This is a genomic window from Enterobacter sp. RHBSTW-00318, assembly GCF_014101375.1.
In the GTDB taxonomy this organism is placed as follows: Bacteria; Pseudomonadota; Gammaproteobacteria; order Enterobacterales; family Enterobacteriaceae; genus Enterobacter; species Enterobacter ludwigii.
Window position 1 is genome coordinate 86,968 of record NZ_JABXQH010000001.1, and the last position, 23,158, is coordinate 110,125.

Below are 23,158 nucleotides of genomic sequence, written 5' to 3' on the forward strand. Positions count from 1 at the left end.
ATGAGCGAGAAGTTACAGAAAGTGCTGGCGCGTGCCGGCCACGGTTCACGCCGTGAAATCGAAGCCATTATTGAAGCGGGTCGCGTGAGTGTGGACGGTAAAATCGCCACGCTGGGTGACCGCGTAGAAATCGTACCGGGATTGAAGATCCGCATCGACGGTCATCTTATTTCCGTGAAAGAGTCCGCTGAGCAGATCTGCCGCGTGCTGGCGTATTACAAGCCAGAAGGCGAGCTGTGTACGCGCAACGACCCTGAAGGTCGCCCGACGGTGTTTGACCGTCTGCCTAAACTGCGCGGCGCTCGCTGGATTGCCGTGGGTCGTCTGGACGTGAATACCTGCGGCCTGCTGCTGTTTACCACTGATGGTGAACTGGCAAACCGTCTGATGCACCCTAGCCGTGAAGTGGAACGCGAATACGCCGTGCGTGTCTTCGGCCAGGTTGATGAGAATAAACTGCGCGATCTGTCTCGCGGCGTTCAGCTGGAAGACGGTCCTGCGGCATTTAAAACCATCAAATTTACCGGTGGCGAAGGCATTAACCAGTGGTACAACGTTACCCTGACTGAAGGCCGTAACCGCGAAGTGCGTCGTCTTTGGGAAGCGGTAGGCGTTCAGGTGAGCCGTCTGATCCGTGTCCGTTATGGCGACATCCTGCTGCCAAAAGGTCTGCCACGGGGTGGTTATACCGAGCTGGATCTGACACAGACTAACTACCTGCGTGAACTGGTCGGCCTGACGCCAGAAACCACCTCTAAAGTGGCGGTGGAAAAAGATCGTCGTCGTATGAAGGCGAATCAGATCCGTCGTGCGGTGAAACGCCATAGCCAGGTGAGCAGCAACCGCCGTTCTGGCAGCCGTAACAACAACGGTTAACATAAAAGCCCGGTGATGATCACCGGGCTTTTTTCTTAGTAATCAATACCGATTTGCGCTTTGATTCCCGCGTCAAACGCGTGTTTGACCGGACGCAGTTCGCTGACGGTATCAGCAAGCTCCAGTATTTCCCGATGACAGCCACGCCCCGTGACGATAACCGTCTGGTGCGCCGGGCGTTGTTGTAACGCCTCCAGTACCGCATCCAGCGGGAGATAGTCGTAGGCCACCATATAGGTTATCTCATCCAGCAGAACCATATTGAGGGCGGGGTCTGCCAGCATTCTTTTGGCGTGCTCCCAGACTGCAAGACAAGCTGCAGTATCGGTTTCCCGGTTCTGCGTATCCCATGTAAAACCTGTCGCCATCACCTGAAATTCAACGCCATGCGGTTCAAGCAGATTACGTTCGCCGTTCGGCCATTCGCCTTTGATGAACTGAATGACGCCCACTTTCTGCCCGTGACCGACAGCACGCGTGGCGGTGCCAAATGCCGCGGTAGTTTTACCTTTGCCGTTACCGGTAAAGACGATAATTATCCCGCGCTCGTCCTGTGCGGCCGCAACGCGCGCATCGACCTGTTCCTTCAGACGCTGCTGGCGTTGTTGATGGCGTTCTTCACTCATTGCGAAATCCCTGGTTTACGGCCCGGCTGGGCATCGAAGGTCATCCCCGTTTTACGACGACTGTCGTCGCCCATCAGCCAGAGATAGAGCGGCATAATGTCTGCGGGTGTTTTCAGTTTCTGCGGGTCTTCCGACGGGAAGGCGCTGGCGCGCATTTTGGTGCGCGTTCCACCCGGGTTAATGCAATTTACGCGCAGATGGCGGCTTTGATACTCTTCCGCCAGCACCTGCATCATCCCTTCAGTCGCGAATTTCGAGACGGCATATGCCCCCCAGTTGGCTCGACCTTCGCGGCCTACGCTTGAGGAGGTAAAGACCAGCGAGCCGGACTCGGATTTAAGTAATAAAGGAAGCAATGCCTGCGTCAGGAAAAACGTGCCGTTGACGTTGACCTGCATCACCTGCTGCCAGATATCGGGATCCTGTTCATCCATAGGACGGACTTCTCCCAGCAACCCCGCATTGTGCAGGACACCGTCCAGCCGCGGATAGTGGGCGCTAATACGGTGAGCAAGCTCCTGGCACACCGCTGGCGTGCAGGTGAGTAAATCGAGGGTATACCACGGGGCCTGAATGCCGCCTGCCGCCTCTATTTCCTGCGCGACGCTTTTCAGTTTCTCTTCGTTACGACCAATAAGAATAACGCTCGCGCCATAGTCAGCGTAGGTCAGGGCAGCCTCGCGACCAATTCCGTCACTGGCACCGGTGACCAGAATGATGCGATTTTGCAGCAGATTTTTTTGCGGTTGATAATGCACGGGGACTCCTCTGGCGCGCAGTGACGCAATGACGCCTTCTTTATGACTTTTCGGCTTTATGCCCGAATTAGCATGAGAATTCAATCAGTCTACAGGAGGCATTACTGTAAAATTAACAATTTGCAAATATTTAAACCCCCATGAGGGGATTCCTGAAGCAGGCTCGCAGAGGTAATGTCACGAGCGAGACGCATGGGCAGGGCTGTTGTACACTGCCGTGAAAGAATCGTGGTTAAACAAGGTGGAACGCGTGGAATTACTTTCTCAGTATGGGTTGTTTTTGGCCAAAATCGCAACGGTGGTGATTGCCATTGCGGTGATTGCCGTTCTGATTGTAAACCTGACGCAGCGTAAGCGTCAGCGTGGGGAGTTACGCATTACCCGCCTGAGTGAGCAGTATAAAGAGATGCAGGAAGATATGTCTCTGTCGCTGCTCGATAGCCATCAACAGAAGCAGTGGCTTAAAGTGCAGAAGAAAAAGCATAAACAAGAAGCCAAAGCGGCAAAAGCGAAAGCCAAGCTCAATGCACCGCAGGATGAGGCAAAGCCACGCGTCTATGTGCTCGACTTTAAAGGCAGCATGGATGCGCATGAAGTTTCTTCTCTGCGCGAAGAGGTCACTGCCGTTCTTGCCGTGGCAAAACCGCAGGATCAGGTGGTGGTGCGTCTTGAAAGCCCGGGCGGTGTGGTACACGGTTATGGACTGGCTGCGTCACAGCTGCAGCGCCTGCGTGAAAAACAGATCCCGCTGACCGTTGCGGTGGATAAAGTCGCGGCGAGCGGTGGCTACATGATGGCCTGCGTCGCGGATAAAATTGTGGCGGCACCGTTTTCTATTATTGGTTCAATCGGTGTGGTTGCGCAAATCCCTAACTTTAACCGCTTCCTCAAAAACAAAGAGATCGACATTGAACTGCACACGGCCGGGCAGTACAAACGCACTCTGACGCTGCTGGGGGAAAACACGGAAGAGGGGCGTCAGAAATTCCGTGAAGATCTCAATGAAACGCACCACCTCTTTAAAGACTTTGTGCACCGCATGCGCCCATCGCTCGATATTGAGCAGGTCGCGACGGGGGAGCACTGGTACGGTATCCAGGCCCAGGAGAAAGGACTGGTAGATGAAGTGGGCACCAGCGATGACCTGCTGCTGAACCTGATGGATGGCCGTGAGCTGGTGGGCGTGCGCTTTACGCAGCGCAAGCGTCTGCTCGATCGCTTTACCAACAGTGCGGCAGAAAGTGCCGATCGGCTGTTGCTCCGCTGGCTACAGCGCGGACAAAAACCGTTGCTGTAAACAAAAACGCGAGGCTCAGGCCTCGCGTTTTGCATTAATCAACCAGGTGATATTTCTCTGAAAGCGTATGCGCCAGGTATTTAAACATGTTAAACACGGCGGTGCTTTTCGGGGTAGGTAGCCCCTGTTCGTCAAGAAAGTATTCGCCGCTGAAAACCAGCACGCCATTACGCTGTTCTACGCCGGTGGCTTCAATGCCCGCCAGAGTATCTTCATGATCACGGATAAGCTTGTTTGCTTCGATAAGCAGAGAGACTCGGTCAATTGGTTGGGTCGTATTGTGCATAATCCACTCCTTAAACAGTGACAATAGTCTACGCCGAGGGCGCTTTGGGGGCAAATTTTCCCTGTAATCTGAGGGGATAAGGCGCAGGAGCCTGGCTGGCGTGATTTGCTTTTGCATGCTAATAAAGTTGCGTAACGGATTTTATCAGGTAGAGTGTGCGCTTTCGTCATTCTGGCAACAGAATTGCTTGACATTCGACCGGTAATTCGTCACGAATCATATGAGGCGTGAGAAAAATACCCGAAAACTCAATCACCTGGGCGTCTTTTCTCTGACGTTCGGTAAGACAAAGGGGTTGATATCCCCTGACGCAGTCGCAATATCAATGACGCGTCGTCAGTGGAAGGGAAATCAACGTGCGGCGTATTCCTGGAAGAATTAAATTAGGTAAAGGTGAATATGGGTAAAGCTCTCGTCATCGTTGAGTCCCCGGCAAAAGCCAAAACGATCAATAAGTATCTGGGTAATGACTACGTGGTTAAGTCCAGCGTCGGTCATATCCGCGATTTGCCGACCAGTGGCTCAGCCAGCAAAAAGAGCGCAGACTCTACCTCCACCAAAGGGGCTAAAAAGCCTAAAAAGGATGAACGTAGCGCGCTTGTCAACCGCATGGGTGTTAACCCATGGCACAACTGGGATGCACAATACGAAGTGCTGCCCGGGAAAGAAAAAGTCGTTAATGAGCTGAAACAGCTTGCTGAAAAAGCAGACCACATCTATCTCGCAACCGACCTTGACCGCGAAGGGGAAGCCATTGCGTGGCACCTGCGGGAAGTGATCGGTGGTGATGACAAACGCTACAGCCGCGTAGTGTTTAACGAAATTACGAAGAATGCGATTCGTCAGGCGTTTGAAAAGCCGGGCGAACTGAACATTGACCGTGTAAACGCGCAGCAGGCACGTCGCTTTATGGACCGTGTTGTGGGCTACATGGTGTCTCCACTGCTGTGGAAAAAGATTGCCCGTGGTCTGTCCGCAGGCCGTGTGCAATCCGTTGCCGTGCGTCTTGTCGTTGAACGTGAACGCGAAATTAAAGCGTTTGTGCCAGAAGAGTTCTGGGAAGTCGACGCGAATGTCACCACGCCGGGCGGGGATGCTCTGCCGCTGCAGGTGAGCCATCAGAACGACAAGCCTTTCCGTCCTGAAAACCGTGACCAGACCATGGCCGCGGTGGCGCTGCTGGAAAAAGCACGCTATCAGGTTCTGGAGCGTGAAGACAAACCGACCAGCAGTAAGCCTGGCGCACCATTTATTACCTCTACGCTGCAACAGGCTGCAAGCACGCGTCTGGGTTATGGCGTGAAGAAAACCATGATGATGGCCCAGCGCTTGTATGAAGCGGGTTACATCACCTACATGCGTACTGACTCGACTAACCTCAGTCAGGATGCGGTTAACATGGTGCGCGGCTATATCGGTGACAATTTCGGTAAGAAATACCTGCCGGAAAGCGCTAACCAGTACGCCAGCAAAGAGAACTCACAGGAAGCACACGAAGCCATCCGTCCTTCTGACGTCTCTGTGTTAGCGGAATCGCTGAAGGATATGGAAGCCGACGCCCAGAAGCTGTACCAGCTTATCTGGCGCCAGTTTGTCGCGTGTCAAATGACACCCGCGCAGTATGATTCCACTACGCTTACCGTTGGTGCGGGTGATTTCCGTCTGAAAGCGCGTGGCCGTATCCTGCGTTTCGACGGCTGGACGAAAGTCATGCCTGCACTGCGTAAAGGCGACGAAGACCGAACGCTGCCCGCGGTGAACAAAGGGGATGAACTCTCTCTGGTTGACCTTGTGCCAGCTCAGCACTTTACCAAGCCGCCTGCGCGCTTTAGCGAAGCATCGCTGGTGAAAGAGCTGGAAAAACGCGGTATTGGTCGTCCGTCAACCTATGCGTCAATCATTTCGACCATTCAGGATCGTGGTTATGTGCGTGTTGAAAACCGCCGTTTCTACGCTGAAAAAATGGGTGAGATCGTAACCGACCGTCTGGAAGCTAACTTCCGCGAGTTGATGAACTACGACTTTACCGCACAGATGGAAGACAGCCTTGACCAGGTTGCCAGCCATCAGGCGGAATGGAAGAAAGTGCTCGACAGCTTCTTCAGCGACTTTACCAACCAGCTTGAAAAAGCGGAGAAAGATCCTGAAGAGGGCGGCATGCTGCCTAACCAGATGGTACTGACCAGCATCGATTGCCCAACCTGTGGCCGTAAGATGGGGATCCGTACTGCGACAACAGGCGTCTTCCTCGGTTGCTCCGGCTATGCGTTATCGCCGAAAGAGCGCTGCAAAACCACCATCAACCTGGTACCTGAGAACGAAGTTCTTAACGTGCTGGAAGGTGACGATGCAGAAACCAATGCCCTGCGTGCCAAACGTCGTTGTAAGAAATGTGGCACGGCGATGGACAGCTACCTGATCGATCCGAAACGTAAATTGCACGTCTGCGGGAATAACCCAACGTGTGATGGTTATGAGATCGAAGAGGGTGAGTTCCGCATCAAAGGCTATGACGGCCCTATCGTTGAGTGTGAGAAGTGTGGCTCGGAAATGCACCTGAAAATGGGGCGTTTCGGGAAATACATGGCGTGCACCAACGACGAGTGTAAGAACACCCGTAAGATTCTGCGTAACGGTGAAGTCGCGCCGCCGAAGGAAGATCCGGTTCCGCTGCCAGAATTGCCGTGTGAGAAGTCTGACGCCTATTTCGTGCTGCGTGACGGTGCTGCCGGGGTCTTCCTCGCGGCCAACACCTTCCCGAAATCGCGTGAAACCCGCGCGCCGCTGGTGGAAGAGCTGCATCGCTTCCGCGACCGTCTGCCTGAGAAATTGCGTTATCTGGCCGATGCGCCACAGCAGGATCCTGAAGGGAATAAAACGGTGGTACGTTTTAGCCGTAAAACAAAACAGCAGTACGTTGCGGCTGAGAAAGAGGGGAAAGCGACCGGTTGGTCCGCCTTCTTTGTCGACGGAAAATGGGTTGAAGGCAAGAAATAATCTTCCCTTACCGTAACTTACCTGTAAAAGGGCCGGACTTCCGGCCCTTTTTTATTACCTTGTTATTATTTTTTGTTCCGTACTATACAGTCAGGCTATAAATGATATAGTGGTTATAGTTAACCCTTTTCTTATTATCAAATCGTCTTAAGCGATTGACCGCGTGCGCTAAATCGGATGGTCTGGCATGAAATTACAGCAGCTTCGTTATATCGTTGAGGTGGTGAATCACAACCTCAACGTCTCTTCTACCGCTGAGGGGTTATATACCTCGCAACCGGGCATCAGCAAACAGGTTCGTATGCTGGAGGACGAATTAGGTATCCAGATTTTCGCTCGCAGCGGTAAGCACCTCACGCAGGTGACACCCGCCGGGCAGGAAATCATTCGTATTGCCCGGGAAGTCCTCTCTAAAGTTGACGCTATTAAGTCCGTGGCGGGTGAACATACCTGGCCTGATAAAGGCTCGCTTTATATTGCCACAACGCATACTCAGGCGCGTTATGCGCTGCCAGGCGTTATTAAGGGCTTTATAGAACGTTATCCGCGCGTCTCTTTGCATATGCATCAGGGCTCGCCCACGCAAATCGCTGAAGCGGTTTCAAAGGGCAACGCGGACTTTGCCATCGCGACAGAAGCGCTTCACCTGTATGACGATCTGGTTATGCTACCGTGCTACCACTGGAACCGTTCTATTGTAGTGACCCCGGATCATCCGCTGGCGGGGAAAGGGTCGGTGACTATTGAAGAGCTGGCGCAATATCCTTTAGTGACATACACCTTCGGCTTCACCGGACGCTCTGAGCTTGATACGGCCTTTAACCGGGCGGGATTAACGCCGCGCATTGTCTTTACCGCCACGGATGCTGATGTCATTAAAACCTATGTGCGGCTTGGCCTGGGCGTTGGGGTGATTGCCAGCATGGCCGTCGACCCGGTTTCAGACCCGGATTTGGTTCGTCTTGATGCGCACGATATTTTCAGCCACAGCACGACCAAAATTGGTTTCCGTCGCAGCACCTTCCTGCGCAGCTATATGTATGATTTTATTCAACGCTTTGCCCCGCATTTAACGCGTGACGTGGTCGATACGGCGGTTGCATTACGCTCAAATGAAGATATTGAAGAGATGTTTAAAGACATCAAACTTCCGGCAAAATAATCACTCCCGGTATCTTTCCCTCATGGAAAGATACCGAATTAACTCCTCAAAGCTAAATCATAATTATCATCATCTACATTTTCCCTGCCATATAATGTCATTACCCATTTAATCTGTATGGTTTTAATGTCGTGAATTGGCGACAAAAGTAGAAAGTAATTTACGGCTACGCAAATATTTCTTTTCAATTATTTATTTCTGGTCAAAAGATTGAATATTTCCCACCCATTGATGCGTAAATTCACTGGCTTTTCGGCTAAAGTTTCTTTAGGATTTATCTCAACAGATGATTAATTGTACCAATTGTTTGGTCCTAAATGATAAGCGATATCGATTGTATGAGGTTAGCAATGCCTTCAGGAAGTGAAGAACCGCAAAGGGATCCTGCGCTCAAGCGTAAAGCCTGGCTGGCGGTCTTTCTCGTCTCCGCCCTGTTTTGGGTAGTGGTTGCTCTCCTGGCCTGGAAATATTGGGGTTGAATATGGCAGTGACGGTACGTACAGAAACGGTAAAACAGATGTGTCAGCATCGTGACAGTGGTCACAAAGGACGCAAAGCACCTGCGACCGTTGTCCCCGCGTCCTGGAAACTGACGCCACAGCAGCAAGCCTTTATTGATGTGTTCGCAGAAGACGAACCCAAAAAACAATAATTTAGTTAATTGCGTAATGATGCAAATAGTCTGAATAAAGACTCTGCACCTTTGTACTCTTTAATAAATACACATCAGCAATATAGAACTGAGGGCAAACCTCGGAGCCTTTTTAAAAATAATGCCTGGTGTACCCTATGATGAATAACATGATGTCTCACAAATACTGGTCATGGCTCGGCGTTTTTTCTGTGTCGATCCTGTTCTGGTCTCAGCTCATCTGGCTGGCCTTCCTGTAAATCCAAAACCTCGCTGCGGCGGGGTTTTTTGTTTTCGCACTTCACTGGACCATTCCTAAATTTATCAATTCGGGTTGTTATCAAAACGTTACGACATCTTTGTGTTATCTTTAATTACAGCCCTGATGATTGTCAGGACATCTCTGTAATTAAGGAGGAGCTTATGTCGTTAACCCTACGCGAAGCCAGTAAGGACACATTACAGGCAGAAAACAAAACCTGGCATTACTATAGCCTGCCACTGGCTGCCAGAACGCTTGGGGACATTTCGCGTTTACCCAAGTCCTTGAAAGTTTTGCTGGAAAACCTCTTACGCTGGCAGGATGGCGATTCCGTCACCCTCGAGGATATCCAGGCGCTGGCGGGATGGCTGAAGAGTGCCCATGCCGACAGAGAAATAGCCTATCGCCCGGCGAGGGTCCTGATGCAGGACTTTACCGGTGTTCCTGCCGTGGTTGATTTAGCCGCCATGCGCGAAGCCGTTAAGCGCCTCGGGGGCGATACGGCAAAAGTGAATCCGCTTTCTCCCGTTGACCTCGTGATTGACCACTCCGTGACCGTTGACCACTTTGGTAATGATGACGCTTTTGGTGAAAACGTACGTCTGGAGATGGAACGTAACCACGAGCGCTATGTCTTTCTGAAATGGGGGCAACAGGCGTTCAGCCGCTTTAGCGTGGTTCCGCCTGGAACCGGTATTTGCCATCAGGTTAACCTCGAATATCTGGGCAAAGCCGTCTGGAGTGAATTGCAGGATAAAGAGTGGGTGGCTTATCCGGATACGCTGGTCGGGACGGATTCACATACCACCATGATTAACGGCCTCGGTGTGCTGGGGTGGGGCGTCGGGGGGATTGAAGCGGAAGCGGCTATGCTTGGTCAGCCGGTGTCGATGCTCATTCCTGATGTGGTGGGCTTCAAGCTCACCGGTAAGCTGTCGGAAGACATTACCGCGACCGATCTGGTGTTAACCGTCACCCAGATGCTGCGTAAGCATGGGGTGGTGGGTAAATTTGTTGAATTCTACGGTGATGGGCTGGATTCGCTGCCGCTGGCCGATCGCGCCACGATCGCCAATATGGCGCCGGAATATGGCGCGACCTGTGGCTTCTTCCCCATCGATGACGTCACGCTGGAATATATGCGCCTGAGTGGTCGCAGTGAAGAGCAGGTCGCGCTGGTCGAGGCCTACACTAAAGCGCAGGGGATGTGGCGAAACCCGGGTGATGAGCCGGTATTTACCAGCACGCTTGAGCTGGATATGGGAAGCGTCGAGGCGAGCCTTGCCGGGCCAAAACGCCCGCAGGATCGGGTCGCGTTACCGGACGTGCCGAAAGCTTTTGCCGCCAGCAATGAACTGGAAGTCAATGTCGCGAAAAAAGATCACCGTCCAATAGACTATGTCCTGAACGGACATCAGTATCAACTTCCGGATGGCGCGGTGGTTATTGCCGCTATCACCTCCTGCACCAACACCTCGAACCCAAGCGTTTTGATGGCCGCGGGACTGTTGGCCAAAAAAGCCGTTGAGCTTGGACTGAAACCGCAGCCGTGGGTTAAGGCTTCGCTGGCCCCGGGCTCTAAAGTGGTTTCAGATTACCTGGCGCAGGCAAAACTCACCCCGTACCTTGACGAGCTGGGCTTTAACCTCGTGGGTTACGGATGTACTACCTGTATCGGTAACTCCGGTCCGCTGCCTGAGCCGATTGAAACGGCGATCAAGCAGGGCGATCTTACCGTGGGTGCGGTTCTTTCCGGTAACCGCAACTTTGAAGGGCGTATTCATCCGCTAGTGAAAACCAACTGGCTGGCCTCGCCGCCGCTGGTTGTGGCTTACGCGCTGGCGGGAAACATGAATATCAATCTCACGACAGACCCGATTGGTCACGATCGCAAGAACGAGCCTGTTTACCTGAAAGATATCTGGCCGTCTTCACGCGACATCGCGCGAGCCGTTGAAAAGGTCTCAACCGAAATGTTCCGCAAAGAGTATGCGGAAGTGTTTGAAGGCACACCGGAATGGAAAACAATTAACGTCGTGGGCTCGGATACCTATGACTGGCAGGATGATTCGACCTATATTCGTCTGTCACCGTTCTTCGATGACATGCTGGCTGAACCTGCTCCGCTTAAGGATATCCACGGGGCGCGTATTCTGGCGATGCTGGGCGATTCCGTTACCACGGACCACATCTCGCCGGCGGGCAGTATCAAAGCCGACAGTCCGGCAGGCCGCTATCTGCAAAGCCGTGGGGTGGAACGCCGGGACTTCAACTCCTACGGATCGCGTCGTGGTAACCACGAAGTGATGATGCGCGGGACGTTTGCCAACATCCGCATCCGCAACGAAATGGTTCCAGGCGTGGAAGGGGGCATGACGCGTCATTTACCTGGCACGGAAGTGGTTTCGATTTATGATGCCGCCGTCAAATACCAACAGGAAGGCACGCCGCTGGCGGTGATTGCCGGTAAAGAGTACGGCTCCGGCTCCAGTCGAGACTGGGCAGCGAAAGGTCCGCGCCTGCTTGGGGTACGCGTGGTCATTGCCGAATCTTTCGAGCGTATTCACCGTTCGAATCTTATCGGGATGGGGATCCTGCCGCTAGAGTTCCCGCAGGGCGTCACCCGTAAAACGCTGGGGCTGACCGGGGAAGAGCAGATTGATATTAGTGGTCTGCAAAACCTGCAGCCGGGTAAAACGGTTCCGGTGACGTTAACGCGAGCAGACGGTAAAACGGAAGTGCTTGAATGCCGGTGTCGCATTGATACGGCAACCGAGCTGACTTACTACCAGAACGACGGCATATTACATTACGTAATTCGTAAAATGCTGGATTGACGCACTCAGCCCGGCTCGCGATGGCGATGCCGGGCATCTCGCGATCACTCGCTCAGGAGGTGACCCATTTTGGCGGCTTTGGTATCAAGATAGTGGGCGTTTTTCGGGTTACGGCCGACAATCAGCGGAACACGTTCGACGATATTGATCCCCGCTTCGGTCAGGATTTCCACCTTTTTCGGGTTATTGGTCAGCAGACGGACCTCATCTACCCCAAGAAGCTTGAACATATCGGCGCACAGGGTAAAGTCGCGCTCATCGGCGGCAAACCCGAGCTGGTGGTTCGCTTCAACCGTATCGTATCCCTGATCCTGCAGCGCGTAGGCGCGGATTTTATTCAGCAGGCCAATATTACGACCTTCCTGACGGTGATAAAGCAGCACCCCACGACCTTCTTCAGCGATGTGAGAAAGGGCTGCTTCAAGCTGGAAACCGCAATCACAGCGCAGGCTGAACAAGGCATCGCCAGTCAGACACTCCGAATGTACGCGAGAGAGTACCGGCGTCTGTCCTGAAATGTCACCGAACACCAGCGCGACATGATCCTGTCCGGTTGCCAGTTCTTCAAATCCCACCATCAGGAAATCGCCCCATGGGGTTGGCAGTTTGGCTTCTGCCACACGTTTAAGCTGCATGTGATTCTCCAGAGTAGGCTGACACGTTTCGTGCCTTTCGCCTGTTTGGCTTTCTGTATCTGTTCATTTTGCCACAAGCTCAGCACGTTCGCCTAATGGGCGCCATGCTATATGGACGTTAAACGCACGATCCGACATATCCACCCAACAGATGAATTTCAGTTATGATTGTGGTGCTTAGCGAAAAAGGAGAAGACATGCTTTCAATCGCCAGACGTACGGCAGCAGGTGCGGCCATTCTACTTATTATGCCGCTGGCCGTATGGGTCTCAGGCTGGATGTGGCAGCCGGGGCAGAACGCCACATGGCTGAAAACATTATACTGGATAACGGAGACGGTCACCCAGCCGTGGGGAATTATCACGCATGTGATCCTTTGCGCCTGGTTTCTGTGGTGTTTGCGCTTTCGTCTGCGTGCGGCGCTGATGCTCTTTGCGATACTCGGTGGGGCGATCCTCATCGGGCAGGGCGTGAAGTCCTGGGTTAAAGATCATGTCCAGGAGCCGCGTCCTTTTGTCGTCTGGCTGGAAAAAGCGCACCATGTTCCGGTGGATGAGTTCTACAATTTAAAACGCAAAGATCGTGGTGCGCTGGTCAAAGAACAGCTTGCGGAACAGCAGGATATCCCGAAGTTCTTACGTAAACACTGGCAAAAAGAGACCGGGTTTGCTTTTCCTTCCGGCCATACCATGTTTGCCGCCAGCTGGGCGTTACTGGGAGTAGGGCTGCTTTGGCCACGGCGACGTACGGTCACGATCGCGATTTTACTGGTCTGGGCCACAGGGGTGATGGGCAGTCGTTTGCTGCTGGGGATGCACTGGCCGCGGGATTTGGTGGTGGCTACGCTGATCTCATGGCTGCTTGTGACGCTGGCAACATGGCTTGCTGAACGCATCTGCGGTCCGTTAACGCCACCGCCTGTCGAGGAAGAAGAGATCGCCGAAAGGGACCAAAGCGACGCCTGACGGTTGATATTCCGTGTTTTGCCCATAAATCCATGACTGGCGCGTCACTTTTTCCGTTTCGCGCCCGTCACTAAAATGGTAGTTTATAAGGCTGATTGCGGTGAGTTGAACACACTTTATTCGCTTGAACCACATAACGGGAAGTAATGTGAAATATTTACTCATTTTCTTACTGGTATTGGCGATTTTTGTCATTTCAGTCACATTGGGTGCACAAAACGATCAACAGGTGACGTTTAACTATCTGCTGGCGCAGGGCGAGTATCGTGTATCGAGCCTTCTGGCGGTTTTATTCGCCGCGGGCTTTGCGATTGGCTGGCTGGTATGCGGTCTTTTCTGGTTGAAAGTTCGTGTTTCACTTGCGCGCGCTGAACGTAAAATTAAACGACTCGAACATCAAATTGCGCCTGCGTCCGACATTCCGGAAAGCTCTGGTGTGCCGGTCGTCAAGGAATAATCGACTATGCTGGAGTTGTTGTTTCTGCTTTTGCCTGTAGCCGCAGCCTATGGCTGGTATATGGGCCGCAGAAGTGCGCAACAAACAAAACAGGATGAGGCTAACCGACTCTCCCGCGACTACGTTGCTGGGGTGAACTTCCTCCTGAGCAATCAACAGGACAAAGCAGTAGACCTGTTCCTCGATATGCTCAAAGAGGATACGGGCACCGTTGAAGCGCATCTCACCCTGGGAAACCTGTTCCGCTCGCGCGGCGAGGTTGACCGCGCCATTCGTATTCACCAGACCCTTATGGAAAGCGCCTCGTTGACCTACGATCAACGCCTGCTGGCGGTACAACAGCTGGGCCGTGATTACATGGCGGCGGGGCTGTACGACCGTGCAGAAGACATGTTCTCGCAGCTGGTGGATGAAACGGATTTCCGCGTCAGCGCCTTGCAGCAGCTGCTGCAGATTTATCAGGCCACCAGTGACTGGCAGAAAGCCATTGATACGGCCGAGCGTCTGGTGAAGCTGGGCAAAGATAAGCAGCGAGTTGAGATAGCCCACTTCTACTGTGAACTGGCCCTTCAGCAAATGGGCAACGACGACATGGACAAAGCCATGGCGTTGCTTAAAAAGGGTGCCGCCGCTGACCGTAACAGCGCACGTATCTCCATCATGATGGGGCGGGTATTTATGGCAAATGGTGACTATGCCAAAGCTGTAGAGAGCCTGTTGCGAGTTATTGACCAGGATAAAGAGCTGGTCAGTGAAACCCTCGACATGCTGCAAACCTGCTACCAGCAACTGGATAAGCAGGATGAATGGGTAGCGTTCCTGCGTCGTTGCGTGGAAGAGAACACCGGCGCGACTGCCGAACTGATGCTCTCGGACGTGGTTGAGCAGTATGAGGGCAGTGATACCGCGCAGGTCTATATTACGCGTCAGCTGCAACGTCATCCGACCATGCGGGTTTTCCATAAACTGATGGACTACCACCTCAACGATGCAGAGGAAGGGCGCGCCAAAGAGAGCCTGATGGTACTGCGCGACATGGTAGGCGAGCAGGTACGAAGCAAACCGCGCTATCGTTGCCAGAAGTGTGGGTTTACGGCGTATACGCTGTACTGGCACTGTCCTTCATGCCGGGCATGGTCGACCATCAAGCCAATCCGAGGCCTTGATGGGCAGTAATTTTTAAAAACGATCTATTTTAGTTACAACATACTAATGGGTTTTCAGAACCCATCGAGTCCGTGCGGTTTGCCGGCCAGCCAGGAGAGCAAATCGATCCTGTCAATTTGCAGCGCTGGCAGGTAGAATGCTCGCCGTTTATCTGTTCCGCGCCGCTGCGCGCCCATAGACGAAAAGGGCTGGTCATGACGTCTGTTACTTCCTCCGCTTCCCGCGTAATTACTGATTCTCCTGTTGTTGTTGCGCTTGATTACAATAAACGTGACGCGGCACTGGCCTTTGTCGACGGTATAGACCCTCGCGACTGCCGTCTGAAAGTTGGCAAAGAGATGTTCACGCTGTTTGGACCGCAAATCGTACGCGACCTGCAACAGCGCGGTTTTGACGTTTTCCTCGACCTTAAATTCCACGATATCCCAAATACCACCGCGCACGCCGTGGCTGCTGCTGCAGAACTGGGGGTATGGATGGTCAATGTTCATGCATCGGGTGGGGCAAGAATGATGACCGCGGCCCGTGAAGCGCTCCTGCCGTTCGGCAGCGATGCACCGTTGCTGATTGCCGTAACCGTGCTGACCAGTATGGATGAGAGTGATTTACGCGATCTCGGCGTGACGTTGTCACCTGCTGAGCATGCAGAGCGTCTCGCGCGCCTGACGCAAAATTGCGGGCTTGATGGTGTCGTTTGTTCCGCGCAGGAAGCCGTGCGTTTCAAATCAGAACTGGGCCAGGCTTTCAAACTTGTTACCCCAGGTATCCGCCCGGCCGGCAGCGAGGCAGGCGATCAGCGTCGCATTATGACGCCTGAACAGGCGCTGGCGGCAGGGGTAGACTATATGGTCATTGGGCGTCCTGTGACGCAGTCTGCTAACCCGTCAGAGACGCTCAAGGCGATCAACGCATCACTGAAAAAGGGGGCATAATGACTGATTCAAACAGTCGTCTGGTCTACTCAACAGAAAGTGGGCGTATAGACGAACCAAAAGCGAAAGCCGAGCGCCCGAAGGGGGACGGTATTGTTCGTATCCAGCGTCAGACCAGTGGGCGCAAAGGTAAGGGCGTATGCCTTATCTCCGGCATTGATCTTGACGACGCGGAACTGGTTAAGCTGGCCGCCGATCTGAAAAAGAAATGTGGCTGCGGTGGTGCCGTGAAAGCCGGCATTATCGAAATCCAGGGCGATAAACGTGATTTAATTAAATCCCTGCTCGAAGCCAAAGGCATGAAAGTGAAACTGGCGGGCGGCTAAAATAGATGAGCCACGGCATTTGCCGTGGCTCTTTTTTTTACGTGCGTAAGTCAGACCTGAAATGCGTTCTAATATCGCAGTACCGGTGGAGGCTTATTTAATAATTATTTGCCGACCTGGTGACCGATAATACCACCGACAGCAGCGCCACCTAATGTACCCAGCGTACTACCATCTGTTAATACCGCACCGCCCAGAGCACCAGCACCGGCACCAATTGCGGTGTTGCGGTCACGTTTAGACCAGTTAGAGCAAGCGCTCAGGGACATTGCTACAGTGATTGCCAGAACAGCGGCGGCTAATTTTTTGCTGGTTAAGGTCATAATACTTTCTCCTGAATTATCGATTCACGGAAAGAGCTACGCTTTAAGTATAGACGAATTGAATACTTAAAAACTGTTTTCCGTGAAAGCTGGTCGCGCAGGCGTTACGTAATCACGCAGGTGATAGTCACTTCCTGTTATATCGCTAACATTAATTTTACGACTTTAAGGCGGGTTAAACAGGTAAAAACTCTTAAAGGAGGGTTAGGAATCATCTCAGACAGTAGGGACATAGGCGCCCGACATTCGGGCGCTTAAAGGACTCAGGACGACTTTTTAATAATATTGACGATAAGACCGTCATCTTCCAGTTTAATACGATGCTCATCGCTCAAACGTTCGTCGGTAATTACGCGGCTAAAGCGAGAGACTGGCCCCATGGTATAAGGGTGAACGGCGCCAAATTTTGAGCTATCAGTCAGCACAATGGCCTCACACTCTTTTTCCAGCACCGCATTCACCACATCAGAACGCATCATATCGCGGCCGGTGAAGCCCGTTTCTGGCTGCCAGCCATCAATACCAATAAAGGCCTTACTGAAATGGACCTGCTGAACATACTGGCGGGTCAGGGGGCCAACCATGCTTTCGCTTTTTTTCTGGTAAATGCCGCCCAGCAGGATCACCTCGCAGCGGGTCTCTTTGAGCAGGTGCGCGATATAGCTACTGACCGTGATGATAGTAACGTCTTTCTGTTCGGCAAGCGTGCGCGCCAGTAAGGCATTGCTACTGCCGTTTTCGATAAACACCGTCTCGCCATTGTTAACTAAAGACGCGGCAAACTCCGCCAGCTCACGCTTCAGGGCGTAGTTGTTCATCATGCGCGTCTCAACATCCTCGCTATCGAGCGGGACCGCATACCCATGCGCACGACGCAGGTAGCTCTGTTTCTCCAGCAGGTTAAGATCCTGGCGGATGGTGACTTCTGAAACGCCGGTGGTTTTAGCGAGATCGACTACGCTGACGCGTCCCTGGTCAATGACCATCTGCAAAATGATTTGTTGTCGGGAATTCATAGCATCCAATTAATAAAGCGAAACAGGTTCGGAAACAGCAGGATCAAACTTCCCACGGCGCTTTTGGCTGTCCGTTCTCAGGCGCGTTTTCAGCACCCTTCTGAGCAAGAAGTTCAGACTTCAGGATCTCCAGATTACGGATCGCCGAGTGATAATCGCCTGCCACCAGGATATCCAGCACGGTATCAATACGTTGTGCTACAGCTTGTGCATCAATAGTAGACATAATCTCACCCCAGGTGCGAAAAGGTAATATTTTCAATGATGCAGAAAATGGGATCAAAAGAGAAGGGAAAAAATGCAATAACTAAATCACATAAATGAAAGTGATAAATTTATTCCCCCACATGCTGCGGGCTTAATGAGTGGATTAGTCTAAAACTGCGCGCAAGGCGCTTTTTCTGTGAGGAATTAGACTATGACAGTTATCAACCAGCCTACCTGCACCCTGTTTACCGATACTGAACGTTTCACACAGTTGTCAGCCTACTACGAGGAAGAGCGGCACACCATCTGGATGATGCTGCGGGCGCAACCTCGTCCTTGTTTTAATCATGCGTTAATTGAGGAGATCATGAACCTCTCCTGGCTGGTTCGCCAGTCCGGGTATCTTGTCGATTTTTGGGTAACCGGGTCACTGGTTCCTGAAATGTATAATGCGGGAGGCGATTTACAGTTCTTCGTAGAGTGCATTCAAAATGGACGGCGTGAAGCGTTACGCGCGTATGCACGTGCCTGCGTCGACTGTGTCCACGCAGCGTCGCGGGGGTTTGATACGGGCGCGGTCTCTCTGGCGATGGTTGAAGGCAGCGCGCTAGGCGGTGGGTTTGAGGCTGCGCTGGCACACCATTTTGTTCTCTCTCAGCGCGATGCCCGTCTGGGCTTCCCGGAAATTGCCTTCAACCTGTTCCCGGGCATGGGGGCATATTCGCTGGTCGCACGTCGGGCAGGGATGAAACTGGCGGAAGAACTCATCTACAAGGGGGAGTCGCATACGGCAGAATGGTACGAACAGCATGGATTGGTCGATGTGCTGTTTGAGCCCGGGCAGAGCTACGTCTCCGTCAGAACCTTCATCGACACGCTGCGGCCGAAGCTGAACGGGGTAAGGGCGATGTTGCGCGCCCGAACCCGGGTACTGCAACTGCCGCGCAGTGAACTGATGGATATCACGGAAGACTGGGTTGATGCGGCGTTCTGCCTCGAGCCAAAAGATATCGCCTATATGGAGCGTCTGGTGATGCTGCAAAACCGCCATCATGGGGCGTTACGCAAAGCCAGTTAACGTTGTTTTCGCGACTGATATCGCTTTAGCCATCGCTCGAATGCGGCAGCGGGCATCGGCTTAGCGAAGAGAAAGCCCTGCCGTTCGTTGACGCCGTTCTTGGTCAGAAAGGCGTCTTCTTTCGCGCTCTCGACCCCTTCAGCAATGACCTGCAGGTTTAAGGCCTGTGCCACCGCGACGATGGCCCGCACCAGAGACTGGGAGATCGATTGTTTATGAATATCCCTGACGAAGGATTGATCGAGTTTAATGGCGTCGATAGGGAACCGCGCCAGCTGCGACAGAGACGAGTAGCCGGTGCCGAAATCATCAAGATGAATTTGCGCGCCAAGTTTGCTGAACTGCTGGATCACAGAGAGCGCCAGCTCTTCGTTTTCGATAAGGCAGCTTTCAGTGAGTTCAACGTCGATAGGGCAGTATTCAAAATCCAGATCCTTCAGCGCCTGCTTTAAATCGCTGAAAATGGTCTGGTCGGCCAGCTGACGTGCAGAGACGTTGACCGCCACGCGCAGGTTAATCCCCTTATCGCGCCATTTAGCCACCTGGCGCACCACATCAAGCATCACCCAGCGGCCCAGCGGGACAATCAATCCCGACTCCTCGGCATAAGAGATAAACTCCAGTGGCGGGATCAAACCGCGCTCCGGCGACTGCCAGCGCACCAGCGCTTCCAGACTTCGGATTTCCCCCCGCCAGGTAATTTTAGGCTGGTAGTGAATCAGAAGCTGATCGTTATCCAGCGCTTTACGCAGGTTGGTATCCAGCCAGAGATATTCAAATACGCGCTGGTTCATCTCGGGTGAGAAGACGCAGAACTTGCCCCGGCCATTCTCTTTCGCCGTGTACATGGCGGTATCGGCATTACGGATGACGCTTTCCCTGTCGTTACCGTGCTGCGGGGCGAGGGCGATACCGAGCGAGCAACCGGTGTAGATTTCTATCAGGCCGATTCTGAACGGCTGGCGCAGACGGGTTAAGATCCGCGACGCCATGGCTTCCAGAGCGCCCTGAGAGGTATCTGTGGCCATGACAATAAACTCATCGCCGCCAAGTCGCGCCAGCACCTGACCGTCATCCAGACAGCTCAGAATGGCCAGAGCGACAGCCTGCAACAGCTGGTCGCCAAACATATGCCCGTAGGCATCGTTGACCTTTTTAAAGTTATCCAGGTCGAGGTACACCACGCCGACCTGCGTTTCACCGCGGCTGGCGATGGCATCAGAAATCAGTTCGTGGATCGCGTTACGGTTTGGCAAACCGGTGATGGTGTCGGTATTGGCCAGCACGCGCAGACGCTCCTGGGCGCGGCGCTCCTCGGTAATGTCGGTGCCGGAACAGATAAGGAAAATTTCATTTTTGCCGCTGCCACTATGAACAAACTTGTTTCTGAACAAAAACAACCGTTGCCCTTTACGCGTTTTGATCCAGCGTTCGACCTCGTAGGAGCTGCCGTTGCGAAAAAAACCGGTGATATTGCGCTTCGAAGCTGCCGCTTCGCTGCGGCTCATAAACAGCTTGAACACGTTCTGGCCAATAACTTCTTGTTCTTTCAGGCCGGTATATTCTTCACTCAGCCGGTTAAAACGCTGAATATTGCCGTTATGATCGAGAATAACGATGACGGAGTTGGCTTCAGAGACAACCTGTTCAGCAAAAGAGAGGCCCTGAGCCAGGTCACGAGCCACGGAGGGCGTATCGTTCCACGCTGACGCGGTGCCGGCCCATTCATTTCGGGTTATTTTGCGCCCCACAAGATGAACCGGGACATCTTCCCCGTACAACGAGAGCGTCATGGAGATGCTGGAGGTAATGACGGTTAACTGGCGGATGAGTTCGGCTTGTTCATCATCCAGCGCCACCACCTCAGTCACATCGGCATTTTCGCTGGCGGCAAGGTGCAGAGCATTGCTGTCAGCTGTCATTCGCCACCAGGGGCTATGCGTACCCATGTAACGAAACAGCAAATTCTGCTCCAGATCGTCCATCATGTTTTCTCCCGCAGCTGCTCATTAGCGCACAAATTATTCATTTGCCGTCGACTTTTCCGTTGTGAAACAGCGGCAACCCCAAAATGAACGTCGTGTTTTTTCCCGGTTTTCTTATAAAAAACGCGTCTGGCGAAAAAGGGTATTTATTGTATAAAGATTCACGTAACCGAATATAACGGCACTCTTTTACTGTAGATAATTATGGCAATTTTGGGCGGGAAGACGCTGAAAATAGTACGAAAAAATAATGATTTTGCGGCGGGGGTTCAAAAGAAAAATTGTCGGCGCTTCCCGAAGGGAAACGGCCGACAGTTTAAGCGGTTATCAGGCGACCGGGCGCGCGATAACGCTGCGGGTTTCCATACGAACTTCAGCGATGTTTACGTCAATCACGTCTGTGACTTTGTAAACTGTTTCACCTTTGATTTGCACAGTACCATTTTCCTGGCTGCAGACCAGTTCGTCACGGACGGCATGCAGGAACGGGGCAGGGATAAAGGCGACGGCACCGTTATCCACCAGGCGAACGCGCATACCGCCCCGGCTGATATCAATGATTTCTGCGGCGAAGCGAGTATCTGTACCCGCTTTATCCTGCAGGTAGCGTGCGTACAGCCAGTCTCCCACGTCACGTTCCGCCATACGGTTCAGGCGACGTCGTTCGGCCATCTGCAGGGTGGTGTCATTTTGCGGACGCGCAATGGACTCACCCTTAATGATCGCCTTCAGCAGACGGTGGTTGACCATGTCGCCATACTTACGAATAGGTGACGTCCAGGTCGCGTAGGCTTCCAGGCCGAGGCCAAAGTGTGGACCCGGCTCGGTGCTGATTTCAGCAAAGGACTGGAAGCGACGGATACGGCTGTCGAGGAAACCGGATGGCTGTGCATCCAGCTCGCGGCGCAGCTTACAGAAGCCCTGCAACGTCAGCACTTCTTCAGGGTCAACGTGCACATCGTGGTTCTTCAGCAGAGCCGCCAGCGCTTCGGTATTGGCCGGATCAAAACCGGTGTGGACGTTGTAAATACCAAAGCCCAGCTTGTCACGCAGGACGCGAGCGGCACAAATGTTGGCAGAAATCATCGCTTCTTCAACAATGCGGTTCGCAATGCGACGCGGTTCAGCCACGATATTCAGCACTTCGCCTTTCTCACCCAGCACAAAGCGATAGTCCGGACGATCCTTAAAGACCAGCGCATGGGTTTTACGCCACTCGCCGCGGTTCAGACAAATGCGGTGCAGCAGGCGGATCTGTGCGGCAATCGCGTCTGATTCCGGTTTCCAGGTGCCGGTATTCTCAAGCCAGTCGGAAACATTGTCGTAGGCCAGCTTGGCTTTCGATTCGATGGTTGCGGCAAAAAATTCAATATCGTCTTCGATCGCGCCATCGGCGGCGATGGTCATGCGGCAGGCAAGGACCGGACGCACTTCATTTGGACGCAGTGAGCAGAGGTCATCTGACAGTTCGCGCGGCAACATGGGGATGTTGAAGCCCGGCAGGTAGTTAGTGAACGATCGGACTTTTGCCATATCGTCCAGCTTGCTGCCTTCAACGATCCAGGCGGTGGGATCGGCAATGGCGACGGTCAAATGCACTTTGCCATCAGCGCTCTCTTCCGCATACAGCGCATCATCCATATCTTCTGTGCTGGCGCTGTCGATAGTGACAAACTCCAGGGCAGTGAGGTCGCGACGCGTCAGGCCTTCGTCCTGCATTTCAGTCGCTACGCCGTCTGGCGCTTCTTTCTCAAGATTATGGCGTGCAAGCGTCACCCACCATGGCACGAAATGGTCGTCGCCAAAGGTGATGAACTGGGTCAGTTCAGCATAAAAGCCACGATCGCCTTTCAGAGGATGACGGCGCATTTCTGCTACGGCCCAGTCACCTTCTTTGAAATCATGCTCAACACCACGGGCGGCGCGGCAAGGAATGGCATCTTTCAGCAGGGGATGATCCGGCACGATAGAAAGACGATCGTCTTTTCGCTGGACCTTGCCCACGAAGCGGGTCAGGAACGGTTCGATCAGTTCTTCCGGCTCGGCGGACTCACGTTCCTTTTCGGTATGAATGACGGCCGTAATGCGGTCGCCATGCATCACTTTCTTCATCTGCGGTGGCGGAATGAAGTAGCTTTTCTGCGCATCAACTTCAAGGAAGCCAAAGCCCTTTTCCGTGGCTTTTACGACCCCTTCTGCACGCGGCGTCTGGGAATGCAGTTGCTGTTTAAGCTGCGCTAGCAGCGGGTTGTCCTGAAACATAATGTTCTATTTTCGTAGCCATTGAGCGGCTGACAGTTTTACGCGATTCTCACTGTCACAGCAAGCGGTCTTT

At 53.0% G+C, this 23,158-nt stretch carries 23 protein-coding genes; 14 read left to right on the top strand and 9 right to left on the bottom strand.

The window, feature by feature from the left end; genetic code table 11:
• Positions 1 to 876 carry a 23S rRNA pseudouridine(2605) synthase RluB gene (gene rluB / locus HV157_RS00535; RefSeq protein ID WP_008502809.1) on the top strand — a complete coding sequence of 292 codons (876 nt, stop codon included), beginning with the start codon at positions 1 to 3 and terminating at the stop codon, positions 874 to 876.
• Between the two features lie 35 nt (positions 877 to 911).
• On the opposite strand, the gene cobO is transcribed toward rluB, so the two are convergent.
• The gene (gene cobO / locus HV157_RS00540) at positions 912 to 1,502 is read right to left on the bottom strand and encodes a cob(I)yrinic acid a,c-diamide adenosyltransferase (RefSeq protein WP_020882435.1); all 591 of its coding nucleotides are present in this window, start codon (positions 1,500 to 1,502) and stop codon (positions 912 to 914) included.
• Complete coding sequence (locus HV157_RS00545; RefSeq protein WP_182268632.1) at positions 1,499 to 2,260, bottom strand: YciK family oxidoreductase; 762 nt, start codon at positions 2,258 to 2,260, stop codon at positions 1,499 to 1,501. Before HV157_RS00545 ends, cobO begins: the two co-directional genes overlap by 4 nt.
• A gap of 250 nt (positions 2,261 to 2,510) precedes the next feature.
• On the opposite strand from HV157_RS00545, the gene sohB reads away from it, so the two are divergent.
• A complete protein-coding gene (sohB, locus tag HV157_RS00550) occupies positions 2,511 to 3,557 on the top strand; it encodes a protease SohB (RefSeq protein WP_078774416.1) in 1,047 nt (348 codons plus the stop codon).
• Positions 3,558 to 3,591: 34 nt separating this feature from the next.
• On the opposite strand, the gene HV157_RS00555 is transcribed toward sohB, so the two are convergent.
• The gene (locus HV157_RS00555; protein ID WP_020882438.1) at positions 3,592 to 3,843 is read right to left on the bottom strand and encodes a YciN family protein; all 252 of its coding nucleotides are present in this window, start codon (positions 3,841 to 3,843) and stop codon (positions 3,592 to 3,594) included.
• Positions 3,844 to 4,242: 399 nt separating this feature from the next.
• Here HV157_RS00555 and topA point away from each other — a divergent pair, with 399 nt between their 5' ends.
• From topA to acnA, 6 genes are all read left to right on the top strand, one after another.
• Positions 4,243 to 6,840: a type I DNA topoisomerase gene (gene topA, locus HV157_RS00560; protein WP_020882439.1), complete on the top strand. Its 2,598-nt coding sequence runs from the start codon at positions 4,243 to 4,245 to the stop codon at positions 6,838 to 6,840.
• A gap of 187 nt (positions 6,841 to 7,027) precedes the next feature.
• Positions 7,028 to 8,002 carry an HTH-type transcriptional regulator CysB gene (cysB, locus tag HV157_RS00565; protein ID WP_006175683.1) on the top strand — a complete coding sequence of 325 codons (975 nt, stop codon included), beginning with the start codon at positions 7,028 to 7,030 and terminating at the stop codon, positions 8,000 to 8,002.
• A gap of 338 nt (positions 8,003 to 8,340) precedes the next feature.
• Entirely contained in the window at positions 8,341 to 8,481 is a 141-nt protein-coding gene (locus HV157_RS00570; protein ID WP_214579162.1) for a YmiA family putative membrane protein, read from the top strand.
• Positions 8,482 to 8,483: 2 nt separating this feature from the next.
• Positions 8,484 to 8,654, top strand: a complete 171-nt coding sequence (locus tag HV157_RS00575; RefSeq protein ID WP_032669764.1) for a hypothetical protein — start codon at positions 8,484 to 8,486, stop codon at positions 8,652 to 8,654.
• Positions 8,655 to 8,794: 140 nt separating this feature from the next.
• Positions 8,795 to 8,893 carry a small membrane protein YmiC gene (gene ymiC, locus HV157_RS26140; RefSeq protein ID WP_032669830.1) on the top strand — a complete coding sequence of 33 codons (99 nt, stop codon included), beginning with the start codon at positions 8,795 to 8,797 and terminating at the stop codon, positions 8,891 to 8,893.
• A gap of 163 nt (positions 8,894 to 9,056) precedes the next feature.
• The gene (gene acnA, locus HV157_RS00580) at positions 9,057 to 11,732 is read left to right on the top strand and encodes an aconitate hydratase AcnA (RefSeq protein WP_182268631.1); all 2,676 of its coding nucleotides are present in this window, start codon (positions 9,057 to 9,059) and stop codon (positions 11,730 to 11,732) included.
• Between the two features lie 44 nt (positions 11,733 to 11,776).
• Here acnA and ribA read toward each other — a convergent pair whose 3' ends face one another.
• A complete protein-coding gene (ribA, locus tag HV157_RS00585) occupies positions 11,777 to 12,367 on the bottom strand; it encodes a GTP cyclohydrolase II (RefSeq protein ID WP_003856813.1) in 591 nt (196 codons plus the stop codon).
• Between the two features lie 197 nt (positions 12,368 to 12,564).
• On the opposite strand from ribA, the gene pgpB reads away from it, so the two are divergent.
• From pgpB to yciH, 5 genes are all read left to right on the top strand, one after another.
• Positions 12,565 to 13,332 (top strand): phosphatidylglycerophosphatase B, encoded by a 768-nt coding sequence (gene pgpB / locus HV157_RS00590; protein WP_020882442.1) that lies wholly within the window; start codon positions 12,565 to 12,567, stop codon positions 13,330 to 13,332.
• Between the two features lie 148 nt (positions 13,333 to 13,480).
• Positions 13,481 to 13,789: a LapA family protein gene (locus tag HV157_RS00595; protein WP_013096374.1), complete on the top strand. Its 309-nt coding sequence runs from the start codon at positions 13,481 to 13,483 to the stop codon at positions 13,787 to 13,789.
• A 6-nt stretch (positions 13,790 to 13,795) separates the two neighbouring features.
• On the top strand, positions 13,796 to 14,965 hold the full coding sequence (gene lapB / locus HV157_RS00600) for a lipopolysaccharide assembly protein LapB (RefSeq protein ID WP_014170367.1): 1,170 nt from the start codon (positions 13,796 to 13,798) through the stop codon (positions 14,963 to 14,965).
• Between the two features lie 185 nt (positions 14,966 to 15,150).
• Positions 15,151 to 15,888: an orotidine-5'-phosphate decarboxylase gene (gene pyrF / locus HV157_RS00605; protein ID WP_020882443.1), complete on the top strand. Its 738-nt coding sequence runs from the start codon at positions 15,151 to 15,153 to the stop codon at positions 15,886 to 15,888.
• Complete coding sequence (yciH, locus tag HV157_RS00610; protein ID WP_182268630.1) at positions 15,888 to 16,214, top strand: stress response translation initiation inhibitor YciH; 327 nt, start codon at positions 15,888 to 15,890, stop codon at positions 16,212 to 16,214. Before pyrF ends, yciH begins: the two co-directional genes overlap by 1 nt.
• Before the next feature lie 104 nt (positions 16,215 to 16,318).
• Here the strand turns inward: yciH and osmB are convergent, their stop codons facing one another.
• From osmB to HV157_RS00625, 3 genes are all read right to left on the bottom strand, one after another.
• Positions 16,319 to 16,537, bottom strand: a complete 219-nt coding sequence (osmB, locus tag HV157_RS00615) for an osmotically-inducible lipoprotein OsmB (RefSeq protein ID WP_008501216.1) — start codon at positions 16,535 to 16,537, stop codon at positions 16,319 to 16,321.
• A gap of 263 nt (positions 16,538 to 16,800) precedes the next feature.
• On the bottom strand, positions 16,801 to 17,553 hold the full coding sequence (locus tag HV157_RS00620) for a DNA-binding transcriptional regulator YciT (RefSeq protein WP_020882444.1): 753 nt from the start codon (positions 17,551 to 17,553) through the stop codon (positions 16,801 to 16,803).
• A 43-nt stretch (positions 17,554 to 17,596) separates the two neighbouring features.
• Entirely contained in the window at positions 17,597 to 17,779 is a 183-nt protein-coding gene (locus HV157_RS00625) for a hypothetical protein (protein ID WP_025204000.1), read from the bottom strand.
• 192 nt (positions 17,780 to 17,971) lie between these two features.
• Between HV157_RS00625 and HV157_RS00630 the strand changes: the two genes are divergently transcribed.
• Positions 17,972 to 18,838 (top strand): crotonase/enoyl-CoA hydratase family protein, encoded by an 867-nt coding sequence (locus HV157_RS00630; RefSeq protein ID WP_014170362.1) that lies wholly within the window; start codon positions 17,972 to 17,974, stop codon positions 18,836 to 18,838.
• Here HV157_RS00630 and pdeR read toward each other — a convergent pair.
• A complete protein-coding gene (pdeR, locus tag HV157_RS00635; RefSeq protein ID WP_014170361.1) occupies positions 18,835 to 20,826 on the bottom strand; it encodes a cyclic di-GMP phosphodiesterase in 1,992 nt (663 codons plus the stop codon). The genes HV157_RS00630 and pdeR overlap by 4 nt on opposite strands.
• Before the next feature lie 324 nt (positions 20,827 to 21,150).
• Positions 21,151 to 23,085 carry an exoribonuclease II gene (locus HV157_RS00640; RefSeq protein ID WP_032678288.1) on the bottom strand — a complete coding sequence of 645 codons (1,935 nt, stop codon included), beginning with the start codon at positions 23,083 to 23,085 and terminating at the stop codon, positions 21,151 to 21,153.
• Positions 23,086 to 23,158 lie beyond the last annotated feature (73 nt).